General features: G+C 53.3%; 1 protein-coding gene (running past one end of the window). It reads right to left on the bottom strand.

Annotation, left to right across the window (positions count from 1 at the left end; genetic code table 11):
• Positions 1 to 6: 6 nt before the first annotated feature.
• On the bottom strand, positions 7 to 26907 hold the 3' portion of the coding sequence (locus NSS66_RS24650) for a non-ribosomal peptide synthase/polyketide synthase (protein WP_340960007.1). It continues 15216 nt past the right edge of the window; the window shows 26901 of its 42117 coding nt (coding positions 15217-42117); its start codon lies off the right edge, out of view; its stop codon occupies positions 7 to 9.

Raw genomic sequence — 26907 nt, 5'->3', positions numbered from 1 at the left:
ACTGATTTAGAAAACAAAGTCGATGGAATCCGGCGAGAAGCCTTCTGGCTGCTCGTCCGTGTTCACTTGAATATCGCTTAACAGCAAATCTGGGTCGGTTCCAATCTGGGACAGGATCGCTATCAAATCTCTGGTTAATCTCTCAATAGCGTCGGCTCCAAACAGCTTCGTGCAGTATTCAAAGGAACCCTTGATCTCCCCATCCTCATCACTCATGGACAAGGTCAAATCGAATTTGGAGATACGATGCTCCTGAACATACGGGCTGAAGGACAGCGTCTCAAGCTTCGCTTCCTGTGACTCCGTATTTTGCAGTACAAACATAGTGTCGAATAACGGGTTACGGCTTGCATCCCGTGCTATATCCAGCTTTTCCACTAACTCTTCCAGTGGATAATCCTGATGCTCGAAGGCTTGCAACGTACGATCTCTGGCTTCCAGCAAGTAGTTGTGGAACGTTTGGTTGCCCCTCGGCTGATGCCGGATGGCTAGCGTGTTGACGAACATTCCGATCAGCGGCTCCAGTTCAGGTAACAAGCGTCCTGCTACTGGCGTACCGATGATCAAATCGTCCTGACCGCTGTATTTGGACAGCAGAACGGTGTAGGCACTCAATAGCACCATGTACAGCGTACTTCCAGTCTGTGCCGCAATTCGGCGCAGTTGCTCAGATACATTCGCGTCCACTGTAAATTCATACATCGCACCCTCGAAGCTGCGAACAGCAGGTCTAGGATAAGCAATTGGCAAATCCAGTATCGGCAATTCTCCGGCTAAATGCTCCAGCCAGAAGTGTTCCCGGCGTTGGTATGACTCACGCTGCGTCTCCTGCTGCTGCCATACGGCATAGTCCTTGTACTGAATTTGCAGCTGCTCCAATTCCTGCCCCTCGTACAGTTGTACCAGCTCCTGCACGATATTGTTAGACGATACACCGTCTGAAATAATATGGTGCATGTCGTACATCAGGAGGTGGCGCTCTGGTCCAGTTTGAATGAGACGGACACGCAGCAGTGGTGCCTGGCGAAGATCAAAGCTGCGTACAAAGGACTCGATATAGGCTTCGGCTTCGGACTCTCTGGCCTGCAGGTGCTCTACTGCAAACTCCACTTGATCGTAAATTCGCTGAACGACCTCGCCTTCCAGCATTTCAAAGGAAGTCCGCAGCGTTTCATGACGGGCTATTAACTGACGGAACGCATCCTCCAGCCGATCGGCCTGAAGCGGCCCCTCCACAGTTAATACACCCGGCATATTGTAGCTGAGATCCCCACCTTCCAGATGGCTCAAAATGTACAGTCTTTTTTGAGCCGAGGAAACCGGGTAGTACGCCTGTTGCGCCACCGTAGGGATCACCGTATAGGTGTCTGTACCGTGCGTTGCGATGAGCTGGGCTTGCTGCTCAATCGTGAAGTGTTGGAACACCTCACGCAGCGTAATCCGGCTGTCCAGTTCCTGATGGATTTTGGCCACCAGCGTCGTTGCCCGCAGGGAGTGTCCGCCCACGTCAAAGAATGAGTCGGTGACTCCTACGCTGGACAGCTTCAAGACATCCTGCCAGATTTGGGCTAGCTTGGCTTCCAGCGGCGTCCGCGGTGCAACGTACTCCAGGCCTCCTTCGAGGCGTGCTTCCGGTGCCGGCAACGCCTTGCGGTCGATTTTCCCGTTCGGTGTCAGCGGGAAACGATCCAGTTGTACCACATACGTCGGGATCATGTAATCCGGCAGCTTCGGCTGCAGCGCATTGCGCAGCTCCGGCAAACTCAGGGACTCTGAAGCTATGATATAGGCACACAGATCCTTGTGTCCGTCTTCGTTGTCCCATGCTGTGACCACGGCTTTCTGAATGCCATCCACGGTCAGCAGCTGCGCTTCCACCTCGCCCAGCTCGATCCGGTAGCCCCGGATTTTCACCTGGTGGTCGATCCGGCCCAAATACTCAATACTGCCGTCTGGCATCCACCGTGCCAGGTCGCCCGTCCGGTACATCCGGCTTGCGTGAGTGCTGTCCGCTGGATCGGCTGCTGCCGCATCAGCGAACGGATTCGGGATGAACTTCTCTGCCGTCAGTTCCGGCAGGTTCAGGTATCCTCGTCCCACGCCTGCACCTCCGATATAAAGCTCACCTGCGATACCGATCGGTACCAGCTGTTGCTGGCTGTTCAGGATGTACACCGACTTGTTCGCTATCGGCGTTCCGATGGATACCGTATGCTCCCCTTTTTCCAGCAGTGCGTTCAGGGCTTCCACATCTTCAATCGTATAAGCGGTCGCATCTACCGTGGTTTCGGTCGGACCGTACACGTTTGTAATGACCGGACGATACCCAGACCACTTGTGCAGGAACACATTTACCAGCTGCACGGATAATGCTTCGCCACCGATCAGGTAATGTTTCACTTCCGGCGCTTCCGTCACACTGACGCTTTCGTTCAAAATATGCAGATGTGCAGGTGTGCCGTCCGACAGATCAATCCGGTGCGTGCGGTAGTAGGCGATCAAATGCTCTCCGCTCAGACTGACGTCACGGGACACCACATGCAGGGTGTGGCCTAACAGCAAGCTGGCAAAGATTTGCTTCACTGAAGCGTCAAATACAAATGCCGACAGCCATGCGACATGAAGCGGCTGTTCATAACGGCTGTATACTCGTTCCAATAAAGCATCTACCAGATTGCTAACACTGCCCTGCTCGATCATGACCCCTTTCGGCTGACCGGTGGTACCTGACGTGTAAATCATATAGGCCAGGTTGTGCGGACCGGCGACAGGGATCAGATTGCCCGCATCCTGTGCTCCCAACTGAGCTTGAACGTCCTCGTCATCCAAGACTACAGCTCGAACTGTGGATGGCAAGCTGAGCGACAGGTTGGCGACTCTGCTTGTAATCACGACCTTGGCCCCACTGTCTTGGAGCATGTAGTCGATGCGCTCCTGTGGATACACCGTATCCATTGGTACATATGCGCCTCCGGCCTTAAGTACCCCCAGAATGCTCACCAGAATATCCGCAGAACGTTCCAGCAATACGCCAACCGGTTGATCTGCTTCGACCCCTTCCGCTCGTAACACACGAGCCAATTGGTTCGCACGCTCATTCAGCTCAGTGTAGGTCAGCGCGGTGGCACCAGACACAACTGCTATCCGCTCAGGGTTGCGCTTCGCTTGCTCTTCAAAGCGCTCGCTGAGCGAACGGCCTTGTAATGCTCCAAGCAGGCTGTGCGCATTCGGATCATTGAACACCTTCAGAATCTGCTCGGTTTCTTCTGCCGTAATCAACTCCAGCTCACCCAATTTCGCATCCGGGTTCGCCGCGACGGCTTCGGCCAAGCGAACAAAGTGACGCGTCATCCGTTCTACCGTTTCGCGCTCGTACAACGCAGTTGCATACTGCAATCCGAACTGGATACCTGCCTCTTCCTCTCTGGCTTCCAGCGTCAAATCAAACTTCGCTGGCGTTTGTTCCAAGCCGTATGGACGGAAGCTCAGATCTGCCAGCTGCAACTCGCCTTCCTCGGTGGTTTGCAGGGTAAATATCGTATCAAACAGCGGATGGCGGCTCATATCCCGCTTAACATTTAGCTTTTCCACCAGTTCCTCAAATGGGTAGTCCTGATGTTCATAGGCTTGCAGAGCACAAACTTTCACTTCTTCCACGTAGCTGCGGAAGGTATGTTCCGCTGTCGGATAGTTTCGCAATGCCAACGTACCGACGAACATCCCGAGGATCGGTTCCAAATCTGCATGCGGTCGTCCGGCAATCGGTGTGCCGACCACAATATCTTCTTGCCCGCTGTATTGGTGTAAGAGCGCGGTGTACGCAGCCAGCAGCACCATATACAGCGTAGAGCCTGTGTGCGCCGCCAGTTCCTTCAGACGTTCGCTAGCTTCGCGCTCCAGCCCGAACACCACCGTATCACCTGCCGTACTTCGTACCGACGGACGGGCAAAGTCCGTAGGTAGATCCAGCACAGGCAGTTCACCCCGGAAGGTGTCGAGCCAGTACGCTTCCTGACGTTGCATCCACTCTTGATGGGCTTCGCTTTGCTGCCATACCGAATAATCCTTGTACTGGATACGCATTGGCGAAAGCTCTTCACCGTCGTATAAGCGGACAAATTCATCGGTCAGTACTCCCATGGACACACCATCCGAGACGATATGGTGCATATCGAGCATGAGCAAATGCTGCGGTTCCTGCTCGGTTTCTTGTACACCCAAATCTACCAAGCCTACCCGCAGCAGCGGAGCGACTTGCAGATCGAACGGACGTACAAACTGTTGCACACGTTCCTGTGCTTCCTTGCTGACCATCGTGTCCGCAGTCGCACCCTCTACCTGTACCTTCGTATATTCCACCTCGAACGGCACGGTGTCCTCAATCCATTGCACCGGCTCACTGTCCACCAGTGCAAAGCGGGTACGCAAGGTCGCATGGCGGGCGATTAATTGACGGAACACGTCCTCCACTCGCTTCACGTCCAGCGGACCACTCACTTGCAGCACTGACGGCATGTTGTAGTTCACATCATTCGGGTCGAACTGATGCAGCACATACAGTCGTTTTTGCGCCGAGGAAAGCGGGTAGGAGCTGCGTTCTTCCGTCACCGGAATGGACGCATACGCCACTTGGTCCAGACCTTCCATGACCGCTGCCAGTTGTTCAATCGTTGGCGCTTCAAAAATACTGCGCAGTGGAAGCGGCTTGTTCAGCTCCTTGTGAATTTTCGAGGCCAGCGTCGTCGCCCGCAGCGAGTGTCCGCCAATCTCGAAGAAGTTTTCCTTCACACCGACCTGTGCCAGACCCAGCACATCCTGCCAAATTTGCGCCAGCTTCACTTCCACCCATGTCCGCGGTGCTACATAATCCGCTCCGCTTTGCAGGCTGCCTTCCGGTGCTGGCAGTGCCTTGCGGTCGATTTTACCGTTCGGTGTCAACGGCATCTGCTCCAGCTGCACCAAATACGAAGGCACCATGTAGTTTGGAAGCTCCTCGCTCAGTAAGCTGCGCAGCTCACCAGTGCTCACTTCCCGTTCAGCAACATAGTACGCCACCAGTTGGTTTTGCCCCTGTTCGTCCGCTTGTGCCAGTACGATGACCTCTTGTACGTCCTCCACTTTCAAAATTTGTGCCTCGACCTCACCCAGCTCGATCCGGTAGCCCCGGATTTTCACCTGATGGTCGATCCGGCCCAAATATTCGATGTTGCCGTCCGGCATCCATCTCGCCAAGTCACCTGTACGGTACATCCTTTCATAGCCCGCTTCGCCAGCCGCAAACGGATTCGATACAAATTTCTCAGCCGTCAGCTTTGGACGATCCAGATAACCCCGAGCCAGACCCGGACCGGACACGCACAGTTCACCCGCTACGCCCACCGGAGCCAAATGTCCATGCACATCCACCATGTATACCCGATGATTCGGCACAGGGCGTCCGATGGAAATCAGTTGTCCGGCTCTCTCATCCTCGGATACCGGCCAGATGGATGTCGCCACCGAGTTTTCAGTTGGACCGTAGCCATTGTAGTACGCGACCTGATCCTTCCACTTGTACACCAATTCTGTTGAAGATGCAGAACCCGCAGTGAACAGAATACGCAGGTTTGGCATCCGCTCCGGCTCCAGATACACCGCATAGGTCGGCGGCAAAGCGGCCACGGTGATTTGATGATCCGCCATATATTGCTCAAACCGTTCGTAATTCAAAATCGTCTCTGACGTTGGCACATACAACGTGGCTCCGCAGAACAGCGCCTGGAAGATTTCCCAGCAAGCCGCATCAAACGAATAGCTGGCGAACAGCAACGTATGATCCGACGTGCGGATCTTGAGCGCCTGATCAAAATACGTTTTCAGATTGCATAGACCGCGATGCTCCAACATAACACCCTTCGGCTGCCCCGTTGTACCCGACGTATAAATGACATACGCCAGATCGTTCGGACCAGACAACGACTCCAAATTGGAATCATCCTCGTGATACACCGTTTGCTCCCCATCTAGCACCAGCACGTGACCGTCGATAGCTGCTTTGTCCACCAGATGGCTTTGCGTCAACAGCAGCTTCGCACCCGAGTCGTCTAGCATGTAGCGGATACGCTCCTCTGGATACGTCGGATCGATGGGTACATATGCACCCCCGGCTTTTAAAATCCCGAAGATGCCCACGATCATGTCCACCGAACGCTCGGTCATCAGACCCACCAGTCGATCCTTCGTCACGCCTTGACTACGCAAGGTACGAGCCAGACGATTCGCACGTTCATTCAGCTCGCGATAGGTCAGTTGCTCTCCTTCGAAGAACAACGCTGCCTGCTCCGGTGTCTGCGCCGTTTGTGTCTCGAACAAGCCATGGATCGTTTGCCCGCTTGGATACTCAGCAGCTGTATTTCCCCATACGCTGAGAATTTGCTCACGCTCCTGCTCACTTACCATATCCAGCTCCTGCACTCGAATGTCCGGCTTCGTCACCACCTGCTCCAACAGCTGTATCAGATGGCCCTGAGTCCGTTCAACGGCTTCACGATCATATAACTTCGCATTGTATTCAAATCGGATTTTCATCGCTTCCTGCGGCATAACGACCAGATTGAAATCATAGTTGGTTTGTTCAATCATGCCCGCATTGCGAATTTCAAAATCCGACTCTGCACCTTCGCCAAGTTGCTCGACCTGCTCCTCCACCGGATAGTTTTCAAACACGATAATGTGGTTGATCAGATCTTGCTTTTGCTCGCTCAAGGCTTGAATTTCATACAGCGGATACGTTTCATAATCTTGAGAAGTCAGCGCCTGCTTCTGATTCGTTCTGATCATATCGGCAAAGGTGTCCTCAGCCCCGCTGCGGATCCGTATTGGAATGGTGTTAATGAACAAGCCCACCATATTTTCGATCCCCGGAATATCCGCTGGACGACCAGACACTACACCGCCAAAAACAGCGTCGTCACTACCGTTGTACTTTTGGAGCAGCAAGCCCCAGGCTGTTTGCAGCAATGTATTCGCGGTCACGTGGTGCTGCTTGGCCACCATTTCCATACGTCCGGTCAAGTCCTTGCCCAGATCGCACAGGATATGCTCAAATTGTGCACCGTCCGCTTTCACGCCTACTTTTCCGGTCGGAATCGAAGTTTGCTGATCATAGCCGAGCAAATAATCCTTCCAATAGGAAGCTGCAGCCCCTACATCCTGTGCTTCAAGCCACTCAATATACTGACTATATGGAGTAACGGGGGCAAGCTTCGGCTCTCTATGCTCCACGGCTGCAAAATAAGCCTCAAACACCTCATCCGTGACTAACGCCACACACCAGCCATCCATCAAGATGTGATGAGAGCTCCACACAAAATAATAATCCTCATCACCTGTTCGTAAAATCGCCACGCGCATCAACGCATCCCGGGACAAATCGAATCCGGCTGCCTTGTCCTTGCGAATAAATTCCTGCACATACGCGTCACGTTCCTGCTCATTCAGATGACGCAAATCTTCACATCTAAAACCAACATCCTTGCGGCGGAAAATAACCTGCACAGGCTCATCCTGCCAGCCGCTGATGAAATTGGCTCTAAATATCTCATGCCGCTGCGCCAAATGATTCAAGCTATCTTGGAAAATATCCGCTTGGAAGCGTCCGTGCAAATCAAAGGTCGTTTGTTCAAAATAAGCACCTGACTCTGCATCCATCAAACTATGGAACAACATGCCTTTTTGCATCGGTGTCAGCGCATATACATTTTCCAGTTCCCCCATGTCACGAGTCCGCTCTACCAACTGATCCAGCTCGGCCATGGTTACATTGTTAAGCATGACATCGCTTGGCGTCAGCTCTTGCTGTTTGCGGCTTGTGCAATGCGTAATGATTTCCTGCAAACTGATTCTAAACGCTTCAGCTAGCTGCTCCATCGTTTCATGGCGATATTCCTGCTTGCTGTAGCTGATCGTCAATTGCAGCTCGCCTTCGGAAATCAGTCCGTTCATATCCAGCGTGTGCGTTCTAGCTGCATGGGCGCTAAGCTCTGCACCGCTAGCGTAAGGAGATACGCCAATGGATTGATTTTGCATATCTTGGTCAAATTGTCCCAAATAGTTAAAGCTGATTTCAGGTTCGGTTACAAAACGCTCTTGCTCACGTGCTGCGGACAGGTATCTCAACATCCCGTAGCCAATGCCCTTTTGCGGAATGCGGCGTAGTCCTTCTTTCACATGTTTGATGCGTTGTGAAAGGTCTTGCCCCACGCTCATATCCAGCACAACTGGGAATTGGGTCGTAAACCAGCCCACGGTGCGCGTAATATCCAGTTCTGGCAAAATGGACTCCCGTCCGTGACCTTCCAGGCTCACGAGCACTCGTTCCAGGCCCGCCCAGCGATAAATAGTCAGTCCCAATGCGGTAAGCAGCAAATCATTCATATCCGTGTTGTAGGCACGATGCGCCTGTTTTAACAGCTGCTCCGTTTCCTGAGCTGTCCACGTGACCGTAATGTTCTTGCTGTCCCTATTCAAGGAATGAGAATGGGATTCGTCTTTTGGAAGCGGCTCATACATTCCCTGTTCAATTTCTTGCCAGAATGCGAGTTCTGCTACCATGGCCGGGCCGTTCGCATATTGAGACTGCCCATCAGCCCAGGTGCGGAACGAATCCGTTTTGTGCGGAAGACGAGCCGCTTGTCCGTTCAATGCCTGCTCATAGGCGGTCGTAATATCCTCGAACAAAATGCGCCAAGATACGGTATCCACCACTAAGTGATGAATCGCCATCAGCAAATGATCTCCATCCGGGCAATGGAACAGCCCCAGCTTCACCAGCGGTCCTTCGCTTACATGAATACCCGCCTGAATTTCATTTACTTTGGCCTCGATCGCCGCAGATACCTCAGACTCATTTCTGAAGTCGGCCCGATCCAGCGTATACAGCTCGCCCTCCCCAACCGCACGGTTCCAAGCTTCATATCCGTACTCCGTAGGACGGAAAATGATACGCAGTGCGTCGTGATGGCTCACGACGTGATCCATCGCTGTGCGCAGGGCCGTTTCATCAAAACCGTCCTCGCTATGCAGCATAATGGACTGGTTATGATGATGAGCATCCGTCAGGTTCTGCTCAAAGAACCATTGTTGAACAGGTGTCAGTTTCACAGCGCCCACCACTTCGCTCTGATCCGCCAATCTGGTCACCGTTTGGACTTTCAGTGCCAATGCAGACACGGTTGGATGACTGAACAGGTCTTTCATCTCCAGTCGATAACCTGCTTGCAGCAATCGGGAGGATACTTGCAAGGCCTTGATCGAATCGCCACCCAGTTCGAAGAAGTTATCCTGCGTGCCTACCGCTTCCACACCGAGCACCCCGGCCCATACCGCAGCCAATACTTGTTCCACCGTGGTACGCGGTGCCACATAGGCTGCACCGGTATGGATGCTTCCTTCCGGTTCCGGCAAGGCCTTGCGGTCGATTTTGCCGTTGTGGGTCAGTGGCAAGGTCTCCAGACGCATCAAGCGTGCAGGTACCATATGTGCTGGCAGTCCGGCTTCCAGCTCGGCCTGTACCTCCTCAATCCGCAGCTCTGCTTCTCCTGTGATGTATCCGCACAAATACTTGTGTCCACGCTCATCCGTCCGGTCGATGACTACCGCTTGACGCACACCCGGCACCCGCTGGATCGCCGTTTCAATCTCACCCAGCTCGATCCGGTAGCCCCGGATTTTCACTTGATAGTCCATCCGGCCGATAAAGTCCACATTGCCGTCCGGCATCCACCGCGCCAAGTCGCCTGTGCGGTACAATCGTTCACCTGGTACGTACGGGTTCGCTACAAATTTCTCGGCCGTCAGTTCTGCACGGTTCAGGTAGCCCCGTGCTACCCCAGCTCCGCCAATACACAGCTCACCCAGTACACCGATCGGCACCGGATTCAGCTGGCTGTCCACAATGTAGAAGCGTGCGTTCAGCCACGCCTGGCCAATCGGTACACTGCCGCTGCTTGGCAGCTTTGACAGTTCTTCATCATAGAAGCTGGAATCAATCGCCGCTTCCGTAACACCATAGCTGTTCATAATGCGAATATCTGCGCCAAACCGTTCCTGCAGCACCCGGTAATCCGTCACGCTGCAGCTATCCGAGCTGGTAATCAGCAATTCCAGGCTGCTCATGTCCAGTCCCTGTTCATATACATGCTGCATAAACGGTACGATCAAGGCCGGGGTTGATTCGAACACCGTAATCTGATAGTCGCGAATCCAGCCGTATAGACGGCTTGGATCAATCCGGTCGTCCTTCGGACAGATAACCATCGTGCCGCCGTTATAAAGCGTCCGGGCAATATCGCCGACGAACACGTCGAAGGAGAAGCTCGCCAGTTGTAGCAATCGTACCGGGAACCGGTTCAGACGGTAATCCCGACGATACGCCGCAGCCGTATTCACCAAGCTGCGATGCTCAATCATGACGCCCTTCGGACGTCCCGTTGTACCGGAGGTGTAGATCACATAGGCCAGATCCTGCGGTTCGTTGATGTGCTCGATATCGGTGGTGTTTCCGGTATACAGCGACTCATCGTCCAGCGCCAGCACGGTATGCAGACGCAAGTTCGCTACGGATTCGGATGTAGTTTTGCTTTCATCCAGCCATACCTGTGCACGCTCCTGTAAGCCCGTTTGGGTCAACAGTACCGTCGCACCACTGTCCTCCAGCATGAAACGAATGCGTTCGGACGGATAGTCTGCATCCAGCGGCACATATGCGCCTCCAGCCTTCCACACCGCCAATACGCCGACCAGCATGTCCACCGAACGTTCACTCAAAATGCCGACAATCGACTCGCGGCCAATACCTTCATTCCGCAATCTCCGCGCCAATTGGTTCGCACGCTCGTTCAGTGTGCGGTACGTAAGCTGCTGCTCCTCGTACACCACCGCCACGTGATCCGGTACAAGCTGCGCTTGTTCTTCCACAAAGGTATGGAACAGTGCTCCTGCTTCTACCGCAGCAACATCCGACACCCCTACATCTCCAAAACCGTAGATGATTTGTGCCTTTTCCTCGACGGTTACCATATCCAAAGCTGCCAGTGACTGCTGCGGATGAAGGGTAATTGCACGAACAAGCTCGGTAAAATGCTGTGCCAATCGCGCGATCGTCTCAGGCTTGTACAGCGCCGTGCTGTATTCCAGACTGCACAGAATCCCTTCCGGCTGCTCCACTGCATCCAAGGTCAGATCAAATTTGGCCGTATGATTGTCCGTCGGATACGTTTTAAAGGTCAGTCCCTCCAGCTCGAACTCCTGCTGCTCAAATGTTTTCAGCTCAAACATCGTGTCAAACAGCGCATTCCGGCTCGTATCCCGTGTTAAATTCAGCTTTTCAACTAGTTCTTCAAAAGGATATTCCTGATGTTCATAAGCACTGAGCGCATGCTCTTTGACTTCTTGCAAGTAATCCAGGAACGTCTTGTCGCCAGCCGGATAATTGCGGATCGCCAGCGTGTTGAGGAATACGCCTACCAAGCCCTCCAGTTCCGCATGCGGTCTTCCGGCAATCGGCGTGCCGACGATGATGTCCTCCTGCCCCGAATATTTATGCAAGAGCGTGCTATACGCGGCCAGCAACACCATGTACAAGGTGGAGCCGGTTTGAGCGGCCAGCTGTTTCAACTGCTCGCTGTCCTCCAGGCTGATCGCAAATTCCAATCTAGCTCCTTCCAGACGCTGTACGGCTGGTCTTGCAAAATCCGTTGGCATATCCAGCGCTGGAATGTCACCAGCCATCGTGTTCAGCCAATAGCTTTCCTGCTCACGAAGACGTTCACTTTGCATATCAGCATGCTGCCAAACGGCATAGTCCTTGTATTGGATGCGAAGTGGCGGCAGTTCCTTACCTTCATACAATTGAGAGAACTCCTGCACGATAATGCCTTCAGTCACGCCATCCGAAATAATATGGTGCATGTCATAGAGCATGACGTGACGTTCTGGTCCGTTTTCCACCAACTGAACCCGCAGCAACGGTGCTTGTGCGAGATCAAATGCACGTACAAAGTCCAGTGCATACTGCTGGGTCTCTTCTTCGCTTGCCTGCACATGTTCCACGTTGAATGCGACGCCCGATTCAATCCATTGAATCACCTCGCCATCCACCATGTCGAATCGGGTTCGCAGGGCTTCATGACGGGCAATCAGCTGGCGGAAGGCTTGCTCCAGTCGCGTTTTATCCAAGGAACCTTCAATGATCAAAGCGCCTGGCATATTGTAGCTAACCTCTCCACCTTCCAAGTGACTCAGCACGTACATCCGTTTTTGCGCCGAGGAAACAGGATAATATACGCGCTCCTCCGCAACAGGGATGGATACATACGTTTGCTGTGTCTGATCTTCTCCCATCACCTGCACCAGTTGCTCAATCGTCGGATATTGGAAAATATCTCGCAGGGCCAGCTTGTAGTTCAGCTCCTGATGGATTTTCGCCATCAGTGTTGTGGCGCGCAGAGAATGTCCTCCCACTTCAAAGAAGTTATCCTGGATGCCTATCTGCCGATGATTCAAAACGCTTTGCCAAATACGTACCAGTTGCTCTTCCAGCAGTGTCCGTGGTGCCACGTACGCCGTGCCTCCTTCGAGGCGCGCTTCCGGCGCAGGCAACGCTTTGCGGTCAATTTTCCCGTTTGGTGTCAGCGGGAAATGATCCAGTTGTACGACATACGTCGGGATCATATAACCCGGCAGCTTGGGCTGCAACAGGTTGCGCAGCTCGGGCAAATTCAGCGCATCAGAGGCTACGACATAGGCACACAAATCCTTGTCTCCGTCTTCGTTTTCCCAGGCGGTGACGATGGCTTTCTGAATGCTGTCCACGGTCAGCAGCTGTGCTTCCACCTCGCCCAGTTCAATCCGGAAGCCCCGGATTTTGACCTGATCATCCATCCGGCCGATAAAGTCCACATTGCCGTCTGGCATCCACCGCGCGAGGTCACCTGTGCGGTACAATCGTTCACCCGCTACATACGGATTCGCTACGAATTTCTCGGCCGTCAAGTCCGCACGATTCAGGTAGCCTCGTGCTACCCCGGCTCCGCCAATACACAGCTCGCCCAGTACGCCGATCGGCACCGGATTCAGCTGGCTGTCCACGATGTAGAAGCGTGCGTTCAGCCACGCCTGACCAATCGGTACATTGCCGCTGCTTGGCAGCTTCGACAGCTCTTCGTCATAGAAGCTGGAGTCAATCGCCGCTTCCGTGACGCCGTAGCTGTTCATAATGCGGATATCTGCGCCAAATCGTTCTTGCAGCACCCGATAATCCGTCACACTGCAGCTATCCGAGCTGGTAATCAGCAGTTCCAGACTGCTCATGTCTAGCCCCTGTTCATACACATGCTGCATAAACGGTACGATCAGGGCCGGGGTCGATTCGAATACTGTAATCTGGTAATCGCGAATCCAGCCATACAAGCGGCTAAAATCAATCCGGTCGTCTTTCGGACAAATAACCATCGTGCCGCCGTTATAGAGCGTCCGCGCGATATCCCCGACGAATACGTCGAAGGAAAAGCTTGCCAGCTGTAGCAGTCGTACCGGGAACTCGCTCAGACGGTAATCCCGACGATACGCCGCAGCCGTATTGACCAAGCTGTGATGTTCGATCATGACGCCCTTCGGACGTCCCGTTGTCCCGGACGTGTAGATCACATACGCCAGATCCTGCGGTTCATTAATAGCTTCGATATCGGTGGTATCACCGATGTACAGCGACTCATCATCCAGCGCCAGCATCGTCTGCAAATGTAGTCCGCTTACTTGTTCCGATGAGACCTTACTTTCCTCCAGCCATACCTGTGCACGCTCCTGCAAGCCCGTCTGGGTCAACAGTACCGTCGCACCGCTGTCCTCCAGCATGAAACGAATACGTTCGGACGGATAGTCTGCATCCAGCGGCACATAGGCGCCTCCAGCTTTCCACACGGCCAATACGCCGACCAGCATGTCGACCGAACGCTCACTCAAAATGCCGACAATCGACTCGCGTCCAACGCCTTCATTCCGCAATCTCCGCGCCAATTGGTTCGCGCGCTCGTTCAGTTTCCGGTACGTAAGCTGCTGCTCCTCGTACACCACCGCCACGTGATCCGGTACAAGCTGTGCCTGTTCTTCCACAAAGGTATGGAATAAGGCTCCTGCTTCAACAGCAGCAACATCCGATACCCCCACATTTCCAAATCCATGGATGATTTGTGCTTTTTCCTCGGCAGGTACCATCTCCAAAGCTGCCAGTGGCTGTTGTGGATGCAGTGTAATTGCACGTACGAGTTCGGTAAAATGCTGCGCCAATCGCGCAATAGTCTCAGGCTTGTACAGCGCCGTGCTGTATTCCAGACTGCACAGAATACCTTCTGGCTGCTCTATTGCATCCAAGCTCAGATCAAATTTGGCCGTATTATTTTCCAGCGGATATGAATGTAAGGTCAGACCTTCCAGCTGGAACTCCTGTTGCTCCAATGTTTTCAACTCAAACATCGTATCAAACAGCGCATTCCGGCTCGTATCCCGCGTCAAATTCAGCTTTTCAACCAGCTCTTCAAAAGGATAGTCCTGATGCTCATAAGCACTGAGTGCATGCTCCTTCACCTCTTGCAGATAATCCAGGAACGATTGGTCTCCAGACGGATAATTGCGGATTGCCAGCGTGTTGATGAAGACACCTACCAGGCTCTCCAGTTCCGCATGTGGTCTTCCAGCAATCGGCGTTCCCACTACGATATCTTCTTGGCCTGTGTATTTATGCAAGAGCGTAGTGTACGCCGCCAGCAGCACCATATACAGGGTTGCGCCGGTTTGCGAAGCCAGTTCTTTCAGGCGTTCGCTAACTTCACGCTCCAGTCCGAATTCGATCGTATCCCCTGCCGTACTCTGCACCGCCGGGCGGGCAAAGTCGGTTGACAGATCCAGCACAGGCACTCCGCCCCGGAAGGTACCCAGCCAGTACGCTTCCTGACGCTGCATCCACTCCTGATGGGCTTCGCTTTGCTGCCAGACCGCATAGTCTTTGTACTGAACCCGCAATGGCGATAGCTCTTCACCGCCATACAAGCGAACAAATTCATCGGTCAGTACCTCCATCGACACACCATCCGAAACGATATGGTGCATGTCGAGCATGAGCAGATACTGTGGTGCTTGCTCTGCTCCTTGTACGCCCAAGTCCACCAAGCCTACCCGCAGCAGCGGTGCAGCTTGCAGATCAAACGGACGGACAAACTGCCGAACCCGTTCTTGTGCTTCCTGGCTGATCGTCGTGTACGTAGCTGTGTCTTGATCTGTATCCGAAGTCGCACGCTCTGCCTGTACCTTCGTATATTCCACCTCGAACGGCACGGTGTCCTCAACCCATTGCATCGGCTCATTGTCCACTAGCTCAAAGCGGGTACGCAAGGTTGCATGGCGATCGATCAATTGACGGAACACATCTTCTACTCGTTTCACATCCAGCGGGCCGCTCACTTGCAGCACCGACGGCATGTTGTAGTTCACATCATTCGGGTCGAACTGATGCAATACATACAGTCGTTTTTGCGCCGAAGATAGCGGGTAGAAGCTGCGTTCTTCCGTTACCGGAATGGACGCGTATGTTACTTGATCCAGCTGTTCCAGTATGACTGCCAACTGTTCAATGGTTGGTGCTTCAAAAATACTGCGCAGTGGAAGTGGCTTGTTCAGCTCCTTGTGAATCTTCGAGGCCAGTGTCGTCGCCCGCAGCGAGTGTCCGCCAATCTCGAAGAAGTTTTCCTTCACACCGACCTGCGTGAGGCCCAGCACATCCTGCCAAATGTGTGCCAGCTTCACTTCCACCCACGTCCGCGGTGCGACATAATCGGTTCCGCTTTGCAGGCTGCCTTCCGGTGCTGGCAGGGCCTTGCGGTCAATTTTGCCATTTGGACTCAGCGGCATTTGCTCCAGCTGTACAAAGTACGATGGCACCATGTAGCTTGGCAGCTCCCGGCCCAGCTCACTTCTCAGCTCGCTAGCACCCATTTCTTGCCCGGCGACATAGTACGCCACCATTTGTTTTTGTCCCGTTTCATCCGCACGCGCCAGCACTACGGCTTCGCGTACCGATTCCACTTGCAACAGCTGCGATTCGACCTCGCCCAGCTCAATTCGGTACCCGCGGATTTTCACCTGATGGTCGATCCGGCCCAGATATTCAATGTTGCCGTCCGGCATCCATCTCGCCAAATCGCCTGTGCGGTACATCCGCTCATAGCCTGCTTCCCCGCCAGCAAACGGATCTTTCACAAATTTCTCGGCCGTCAGTTCTGGACGGTTCAGATAGCCTCGGGCTACGCCGACACCGCCAATGCACAGCTCACCCGCAACCCCGATCGGCTGCAATTGCTCCGTGCCTTCCTTCACGATGTACAGACGAATGTTTTGAATCGGTTTTCCGATGGGAATGACCGAATAGGTTTCATTAGGCTCGCAATCGAAGTACGATACGTCCACCGTCGCTTCGGTTGGGCCATACAGGTTGATTAGCTTCGCTCCAGCCAGGCTCGACACGAGCCGTTGGAACCGCGCCACATGCTGTGGCGGCAATGCTTCGCCGCTGGCAAAAACGTGACGCAACGTTCCCAGCTTCGCCTGTATCACTTCCCGTGGCTGCTGCTCTACATATTCCAGGAACGCATGCAGCATGGCGGGTACAAAGTGCATCGTGCTCACGCCATCGCGGGCAATCGTGTCGACGATATCTTCCGGGTTCTTTTCCCCGCCAACCGACAGCAGGCTCACCTTCGAGCCGACCAGCGACCACCAGAACAGCTCCCACACCGACACGTCGAACGTGAAGGCCGTCTTTTGCAGAATCGTATCTTCCGCACTCAAGCCATAACGATCATGCATCCACAAAATCCGGTTCAAAACGGAATGGTGCTCCACCATCACGCCCTTCGGTTTCCCTGTGGAGCCGGACGTATAGATGACATAGGCTATATGGTGCGGTCCGGCCAGTGGCTCCAAATTCGAGCCATCTTCGTGGTAAATGTCCTCGCGATCCAGCACCAGCACTTGGCCGTCGAAACTCAGCGATGCTTGCTCCGCCAGATGCGATTGCGTCAGCACCAGCTTCGCGCCCGAGTCCTCCATCATAAAGCGGATGCGATCCGCCGGATAGTCTGGATCGATGGGCACGTAGGCTCCGCCTGCCTTGAGGATCGCGTAGATGCCTACGATCATGTCCAGCGAACGGTGAACCAGTATGCCTACAGGCTGATCCGGTTCAACACCTTCCGCACGCAGCGTCCGAGCCAAACGGTTCGCGCGTTCATTCAACTCCGCGTAGGTCAACGATCCCGCTCCGCACAACACTGCCACCTGATCCGGTGTTCGTGCCGCCTGCTGCTCAAACGTTGCACTTAGCGTCTGATCCTGCGGATAGGCTGCCGCCGTATCTCCCCACACCTGAACGATCTGCGCCTGCTCTTCCGGTGTCACCAATTCTAGCTCATTTACTCGGATATGCGGATTGTCGATAATTTGCTCGATGACATGCAGTACATGTCCTTGCATCCGCTCTATCGTAGACCGGTCGTATACATTGGCGTTATATCTGAACATGATGCGGAAAAGCTCATCGGGCATCACAATCAAGTCCAGATCATAATTCGTTTGCTCAACAACCTCTACATTCGTAATTTCAAAAGCGGACGGACGAACTTCACCCAGCTGCTCAACTTGCTCCTCTACCGGATAATTCTCAAATACCATAATGTGGTTAATCAGATTTTGCTTCTGCTCGGTCAACGCCTGAATTTCATACAGAGGGAAGCTGTCATAGGCTCCCGAGGCCAGTGCCTGTTCCTGCGTTTTCCGCATCACTTCCACAAAAGTGGCATTCCGTTCACTTTGAATCCGAACCGGGATCGTATTAATGAACAAACCGATCATATGCTCTACGCCGGCAATATCTGTTGGACGTCCCGATACGACACTACCGAAAATAACATCCTCATTGTTGTTATATTTCTGCAAAATAAGGCCCCACACGCTCTGCATCAGCGTATTAATCGTGACCTGCTGCTGCTTCGCAATCCGGTGTATGGCTTCGCTCCACGTTGGATCCAGATCTACCGTTATTTTTTCAGAGATATATTCGCTGGTGTCGCTTGTTGTAGTGGATACAGTATGATCTCCGCTGTCCGCCACTTGGTCTTTCGGTGAAGTATCCGATCCAGGTAATAACGTCTGCTGTTCAAAGCCCGCCAAATAGCTGCTCCAATACTCTTTTGCCGCACGTTCATCCTGACGCTCTAGCCATTCGATATATTGGCCATACGGTGTGATAGGAGCAAGCTCTGGCTGCTTCTGCTCCAGCAGCGCAAAGTACGTACCAAACACTTCACCAGTAACCAGCGATAAGCACCAGCCATCCATGACAATGTGATGGAAGCTCCATACCAAGTGATACGTTTCTTCATCTGTTTGCAATACCTGTACGCGCATGAGTGCATCGGTTCCGAGATTAAAGCCTCTAGCTTGGTCCTCCAGTTTAAACGCCTGGATATACGCCTGTTGCTCCGCTTCCTGCATGCCGCGTACATCCTGGAAGGAAAGGTCGCTATCTTTGTGACGGAACACGATCTGCAATGGCTCCTGACTGTGCCCTGTCTCAAACATATGGAAATTCGTCCGCAGCGCTTCATGACGCTGTGTCAGTACATCCAGACTCTTGCGGAAAATTTCAACATCAAAGCTTCCTTTTTGATCAAACGACGCTTGCTGGAAGTAGGCGCCTGACTCCGGCTCCATCAGATTATGGAACAGCATCCCCTTCTGCATAGGCGAAAGAGCATACACATTTTCCAGCTCGCCTACAGAAGAAGTTTGCTCCGTCAACTGTTCCAGTTGTTCCAGTGACAAGCCCTTGAACAATACATCGCTTGGTGTTAGCTCACTCCGCTCTTTGGAGGCACAATGAGCGATCACTTCCTGCAAGCTTTCCTGCAGCAACTGCGCAAAGTTTTCTACATTTTGCTGATGATATACCTTACTGTCATAGCGAATTTCCAGTGTCAGCGCGCCCGCCGTAATCATTCCGTTCACATTCAAAGGATGCTCCAGTACGGTATGATCACTCATCGGCTCTCCACCTAGATGTGAAGACAGCGTGATATCCCCATTTTCCAAGTCCTGATCAAATTGTCCCAAATAGTTAAAGCTAATTTCAGGCTGCAAGGCAAGGGAATGATGGGCATCATCCTGAGACATATATTTCAAAATGCCGTAGCCAATGCCCTTTTGTGGCACATGGCGCAGGTCTTCCTTCACCCGTTTGATTCGCTGCCCTACTTCTGCCTTTCCGTCCACACCCAGCAGCACCGGATATTGGCTTGTAAACCAGCCCACGGTACGGGTGATGTCGATATCTGGAACAATGGCTTCCCGGCCATGTCCCTCCAGATTGACCAGCACACGCTCCTGCCCGCTCCAGTTATATACCGCTGTGCCGAGTGCGGTTAACAGCAGATCATTGACCTCGGTGTGGTACGCACGGTGTACTTCTTGAAGCAACATCCGTGTTTCCTGCTCGCTCCAAGCCACGGTCACAATTTCACTGTCTCTCAGCGGATAATGCTGTCCTTCCGCTCTCTCATGATCCTTAGACAACGATGCGACTTCCGTTTGGGCAAGACGGTGCCAGTATTCGCGTTCGTCTTCGATGGCCGGACTATTCGCATATTGTGATAAGCGCTCTGCCCAAGTGGAGAAAGAGTCCGTTTTATAGGGCAAACGAATGGCTTCTCCACGAACCGCCTGCTCATATCCCGTGGCAAAATCCTCAAACACAATCCGCCACGAAATCCCGTCTACGACCAAATGGTGAGTGGCAATCAGTAGATGATCCCCATCCATGCAGCGGAAAAGTCCCAGCTTCACCAGTGGTCCCTCGTCCAGACGAATGGAGCCTTGGATGGCATTCGCCTTCACCTCAATTGCTGCTGCAACATCTGTAATGTGCACATCCGTCAAATCCACAACGTCCAAACTGTACAGCTGACCTTCGTTCAAACCGCGATTCCACGCTTCATAGCCCTGTTCGGTCTGACGGAAGACTATACGTAGCGCATCATGATGCTCCGTTACCTTGGTCACCGTTTGATGCAATGCATCTATATCGAACCCTTCTGCTCTATACAGCATCACCGACTGGTTGAAATAATGCGGCTCTGCTGAGGATTGTCCAAAGAACCATTGCTGTATTGGGGTCAATCTAACTGCCCCCGAAACCACCCGCTGATCGGCTGTACGGCTGACCTTGTGTACATGACCGCTCAGCATCGAAATGGACGGATATTGGAACAAATCCTTCATGTCCAGCTTGTAGCCCGCTTGCAGCAAACGGGAGGATACCTGGATTGCCTTGATCGAATCGCCGCCCAGATCAAAGAAATTATCCAAAATCCCGACTCTCTTCGTCCCCAACACGGCCTGCCAAATGGAAACCAACGTCTGCTCCAGCGCTGTGCGCGGCTCTACATAGTCCGCTCCGCTTTGCAAGCTGCCTTCTGGTGCTGGCAGGGCCTTGCGGTCGATTTTACCGTTGGGTGTCAGTGGCATTTGCTCCAGCTGGATGAAATACGAAGGCACCATGTAGTTTGGCAGTTCCTCACCCAGTAAGCTGCGTAGCTCACCCGCGCTTACTTCCCGTTCAGCGACATAGTACGCCACCAGTTGGTTTTGCCCCTGCTCGTCCGCCTGGGCCAGTACGATGACCTCTTGTACATCTTCTACTTTCAAAATTTGTGCTTCAACCTCACCCAGTTCGATCCGGTAGCCCCGGATTTTCACTTGATGGTCGATCCGGCCCAAATATTCGATGTTGCCGTCTGGCATCCATCTCGCCAAGTCACCCGTACGGTACATCCGTTCATAGCCTGCTTCGCCAGCTGCAAACGGGTTCGATACAAATTTCTCAGCCGTCAGCTCTGGACGATCTAGATAACCCCGAGCCAGACCCGGACCGGACACGCACAGTTCACCCGCTACGCCCACCGGAGCCAAATGTCCATGCACATCCACCATGTATACCCGATGATTCGGCACAGGGCGTCCGATAGAAATCAGCTGTCCGGCTCTCTCATCCTCGGATACCGGCCAGATGGACGTCGCCACCGAGTTTTCGGTTGGACCGTAGCCGTTGTAGTACGCCACCTGATCCTTCCACTTGTATACCAGCTCGGTTGAGGATGCTGAACCCGCAGTAAACAGAATACGCAAGTTTGGCATCCGTTCTGGCTCCAGATACACCGCATAGGTTGGCGGCAAAGCTGCTACCGTGATTTGGTGATCCGCCATATATTGCTCAAACCGCTCGTAGTTCAGAATCGTCTCTGACGTTGGCACATACAACGTGGCTCCACAGAACAGCGCTTGGAAGATTTCCCAGCAAGCCGCATCAAACGAATAGCTGGCGAACAGCAACGCATGATCCGACGTGCTCATCCGAAGCGTCTGATCAAAATACGTTTTCAGATTGCACAGCCCATGATGCTCGAGCATTACACCCTTCGGCTGCCCCGTTGTACCCGACGTATAAATGACATACGCCAGATCGTTCGGACCAGACAACGACTCCAGATTGGAACCATCCTCGTGATACACACTCTGTGCTCCATCCAGCACCAGCACGTTACCGTCAAAAGCTGCTTTATCCACCAGATGGTTTTGCGTTAACAACAGCTTCGCACCCGAGTCATCCAGCATATAGCGGATACGCTCTTCTGGATACGTCGGATCGATGGGGACATATGCACCCCCGGCCTTCAAAATCCCGAAGATCCCTACGATCATGTCCACCGAGCGCTCGGTCATCAGACCCACCAGACGATCTTTCGTCACGCCTTGGTTACGCAAGGTACGAGCTAATCGATTGGCGCGTGCATTCAGTTCACGATAGGTCAACTGCTCTCCTTCGAAGAACAGGGCTGTCTGCTCCGGCGTTTTCGCGTTTTGCGCCTCGAACAAGCCATGAATCGTTTGCTCGTTTGGATAGGCTACCGCTGTATTGCCCCAAACCTCGACGATTTGCTTGCGTTCCTGCTCACTTAACATATCCAGCTCATGTACACGAATGTCTGGTTTCGCTGTCACCTGTTCCAGCAGCTGTACCAGATGCCCTCGAATTTGCTCTACACTTTCCCGTTCAAAGGCCAGTGCATTATAACCAAAACTCATGTGAATGGTGTTCCCCGGCAGTACCACCAGGTTAAAGTCATAGTTGGTCTGCTCGACAGACTCGGCTCCTGTGATACTGAAGCTGGACTCATCGTCGTTGCCTAATTGCTCCAATTGTTCCTCTACCGGATAGTTCTCAAAAATAAGAATATGATTGATCAAATCCTGCTTAAGCTCTGACAATCCCTGAATTTCATACAGCGGGTACGTATCATAGGCATGGGAAGCAATGGATTGCTCCTGGGTTTGCTTCATCACGTCTGAGAATAAGCTGTCCACTTGACTGCGGATGCGTACAGGAATGGTATTGATAAACAGACCTATGATGTGCTCCACATTTGGAATGTCTGCCGGACGTCCAGATACCACGCTGCCAAACACCACATCATCTGTGCCATTATATTTTTGCAACAAAAGGCCCCACACCGTCTGCATCAACGTATTGATCGTTACCTGATAACGCTTGGCTATGCGCTGAATGCCTGCCGTTAGCTCCGCACCCAAGTCAAAATCCAGACGATCCGCCTGATACCCCGTTTTGCCCTGAATTTTAGCCTGTGGCAGGCGGGACTGTTCCTCATATCCTTCCAGAACCTTGCTCCAGTAACCTGATGCAGCCTGACGATCCTGCTGCTCCAGCCATTCAATATACTGACTGTATGGCGTTACAGGGGCCAGTTCAGGCTGCTTATGAGCGAGTATCGCAAAATAACTTGCAAACACTTCGCCTGTCACCAGCGACAAGCACCAGCCATCCATCACGATATGATGGAAGCTCCACACAAAACGGTACGCATCCTCACCTATGCGCAAAACGGAGACACGCATCAAGGCATCTTGTGCCAAATCAAAGCCTCTTTGCTTGTCTTTGCGCGTATATTCGAGGATGTACTCGTTTTGCTGCACTTCCTCCATATCCCGCAAATCTTCCACATAGAGTTCACTGTGCTTATTGCGGTACACGACCTGCAGCGGTTCATCCTTCCAGCCGCTGTAGAAATTCGTGCGCAGTGCTGTATGCCGCTGCACCAATACATCCAAACTTGCCGCAAACGCATCGATATTAAAATGTCCTTGCAGATCAAAGGAGGCCTGTTCAAAATAAGCTCCCGATTGCGAGTCCATCAGATTGTAAAAGAGCATGCCCTTTTGCATTGGTGTCAGCGCGTATACATTTTCCAGCTCACCTATATGTGCGGCCTGCGCTGCCATGTGCTCCAGCTCTCCAGTCGTCAGACCCTGGAAGGACACATCACTCGGCGTCAGCTGCGGCTGTTCCTGAGCGACACAATGTGTAATCACCTCTTGCAAAGCGGATTGCAGCAGTCCCGCCACACGTTCCAGCGTTTCTTTGCGATACTGCTTACGACTGTAAGCGATCGTCAAGCGCAGCGTGCCTTCCGAGATCATCGCATTCAAATCCAGCGTATATTGCAGCGGTGAATGGGCATCCTCTGTCTCCCCTGCGCTATAGGATGACAATGAGATTCCACTGTTTTGCACATCCTGATCGACCTGTCCCAAATAGTTAAAGCTGATTTCCGGTTCTGCTGCAATCGCATGGGACGCAGGAGACAAGTAGCGCCAAGTTCCATACGTCAGCCCTTTATGTGGAATCCGGCGCAAACCTTCCTTCGTTTCTTTGATGTGCTGTGTCAGTGTCATTCCCTTGCCCATTTCCAGCAGCACCGGATACAAGCTCGTAAACCAGCCTACCGTACGTGTTATATCCACCTCTGGCAAGATCGCTTCACGACCGTGTCCCTCCAGGTTCACTAGCACCTGTCCCGCGCCTGTCCAGTTGTGCATTGCCAATCCTAACGCGGTCAACAGCAGATCATTGACCTCGGTGTTATAGGCGCGATGGGCCTGCTTCAGCAGTTGCTCCGTTTCAGCTTCGGTCCACTCTACCGTCAGCACTTCGCTGTCTGCATTCAAGGAGCCTTCGTAGGCGAAATCCTTAGGCAGCGGCGCCGCTTCCGCTTTGGCCTGTTCCAGCTGCTGCCAGTAGGCTTCATCCGATGCCTCCGCAGGACGATTGGCGTAAGACGACAGCTCCCGTGCCCATGTTTGGAAGGAATCCGTTTTATAGGGCAATCGTACCGACTCGCCCTTGATCGCCTGCTCGTAGCCAGTCGAGAAATCTTCAAACAGAATCCGCCACGACACCCCGTCTATCACCAAATGGTGAATGGCTATGAGCAAATGATCTCCCTCTGCTGTGCGGAACAATCCGAGCTTGACCAAAGGTCCTGCGGACAGGTCGATGCTGCTTTGGATTTCATTTGCCTTCGCTTCCAGCGCTTCCGCATAGGCTACTTGTTCACGGTAGTCTGCGGTTTCCAGCGTATACAACGCGCCTTCATCTACACCGCGTGTCCAAGCCGTATAACCCGAGGAAGTCTGACGGAAAACCGTACGAAGCGCATCATGATGCTTCACGATGTGATCCATGACTTGGCGAACCGACGTCTCATCAAAGCCCTCGGCACGATAGAGCATGACCGCCTGATTAAAGTGCTGCGGACGCTCGCGCTCCTGCGCAAAGAACCAATGCTGGATCGGAAGCAAAGCGGTTTCCCCGCTCACTTCTCCTTGATCTGCCATACGACTGACCTCGTGCATATGCGGTGCCAGTGTTGCAACCGTTGGATACTGGAATAAATCCTTCATGTCCAGCTTATAGCCGGCCTGGAACGCACGCGATGCGATTTGGATCGCCTTGATCGAATCGCCGCCCAGATCAAAGAAATTGTCCAAAATACCGACAGTCTGTAGTCCCAGTACCGACTGCCAGACCGCTACCAGAGCGCGTTCTTGCGCGGTACGCGGCTCTGCATAATCGGCTCCGGTTTGCAGGCTGCCTGCCGGTGCTGGCAGGGCCTTGCGGTCAATTTTTCCATTTGGACTCAGCGGCATCTGCTCCAGCTGTACAAAGTACGACGGCACCATGTAGCTTGGCAGTTCCCGACCCAGCTCACTTCTCAGCTCACTGGCACCCATTTCTTGCCCCGCGACATAGTACGCCACCATTTGTTTTTGGCCCGTTTCGTCCGCACGAGCCAGCACCACGGCTTCGCGTACCGACTCCACTTGCAGCAGCTGCGATTCGACCTCACCCAGCTCAATTCGGTACCCGCGGATTTTCACCTGATGGTCGATCCGGCCCAGATATTCAATGTTGCCGTCCGGCATCCATCTCGCCAAATCGCCTGTGCGGTACATCCGTTCATAGCCTGCTTCACCACCGGCAAACGGATCGGCTACGAATTTCTCGGCCGTCAGCTCTGGACGGTTCAGATAGCCACGAGCTACGCCGACACCGCCGATGCACAGCTCACCCGCAACCCCGATTGGCTGCAATTGCTCCGTGCCTTCCTTCACGATGTACAGACGAATGTTTTGAATCGGTTTCCCGATTGGAATGACCGCATAGGTTTCATTAGGCTCGCAATCGAAGTACGACACGTCCACCGTCGCTTCGGTTGGACCATACAGGTTGATCAGCTTCGCTCCAGCCAGGCTCGACACAAGCCGTTGGAACCGTGCCACATGCTGTGGCGGTAATGCTTCACCACTGGCAAAGACATGGCGCAATGTACCCAGCTTCGCTTGCATCACTTCCCGTGGCTGCTGCTCTACATATTCCAGGAACGCATGCAGCATGGCGGGTACAAAGTGCATCGTGCTCACACCATCGCGAGCAATCGTGTCGACGATGTCTTCCGGGTTCTTTTCCCCTCCCACCGACAGCAAGCTCACCTTCGAGCCGACCAGCGACCACCAGAACAGCTCCCACACCGACACGTCGAACGTGAAGGCCGTCTTTTGCAGAATCGTGTCTTCCGCACTCAAGCCGTAACGAGCATGCATCCACAAAATCCGGTTCAGCACGGAATGATGCTCAACCATGACGCCCTTCGGTTTCCCCGTGGAGCCAGAGGTATAGATGACATAGGCTACATGGTGCGGTCCAGCCAGTGGCTCCAGATTCGAGCCATCTTCGTGGTAAATGTTTTGGTCATCTTGCTCATGACGATCCAGCACCAGCACCTGGCCGTCGAAACTCAGTGATGCTTGCTCCGCCAGATGCGATTGCGTCAGAACTAGCTTCGCGCCCGAGTCCTCCAGCATAAAGCGGATGCGATCCGCCGGATAGTCCGGATCAATCGGCACGTAGGCTCCGCCTGCTTTGAGGATCGCGTAGATGCCTACGATCATGTCCAGCGAACGGTGAACCAGTATGCCCACGGGCTGATCCGGTTGGGCACCTTCCGCACGCAAGGTGCGTGCGAGACGGTTGGCTCGCTCATTCAGCTCCGCGTAGGTCAACGATTCCGATCCGCACAATACTGCCACCTGATCCGGTGTTCGTGCCGCCTGCTGCTCGAACAGTGTACTTAAGGTCTGATCCTGCGGATAGGCTGCCGCCGTATCCCCCCAAACCTGAACGATCTGTGCTTGTTCTTGCGGGGTCACCAATTCCAGCTCATTCACACGGATATTTGGATTGTCCACGATTTGTCCGATGACATGGTCGATATGGCCCTGGATACGCTCCATGGCAGACCGACTATACACCAGAGCATTGTATTCAAGCAGGATGGAGATATCCTCGTCAGGCACGACAATCAGGTTGAAATCGTAGTTGGTTTGCTCGGCAAGTGCCACATTGGCAAT

Origin of the sequence: Paenibacillus sp. FSL R10-2748, from assembly GCF_038005565.1 — a bacterium.
In the GTDB taxonomy this organism is placed as follows: domain Bacteria; phylum Bacillota; class Bacilli; order Paenibacillales; family Paenibacillaceae; genus Paenibacillus; species Paenibacillus polymyxa_B.
This window is presented reverse-complemented; position numbering and strand designations above follow the sequence as displayed.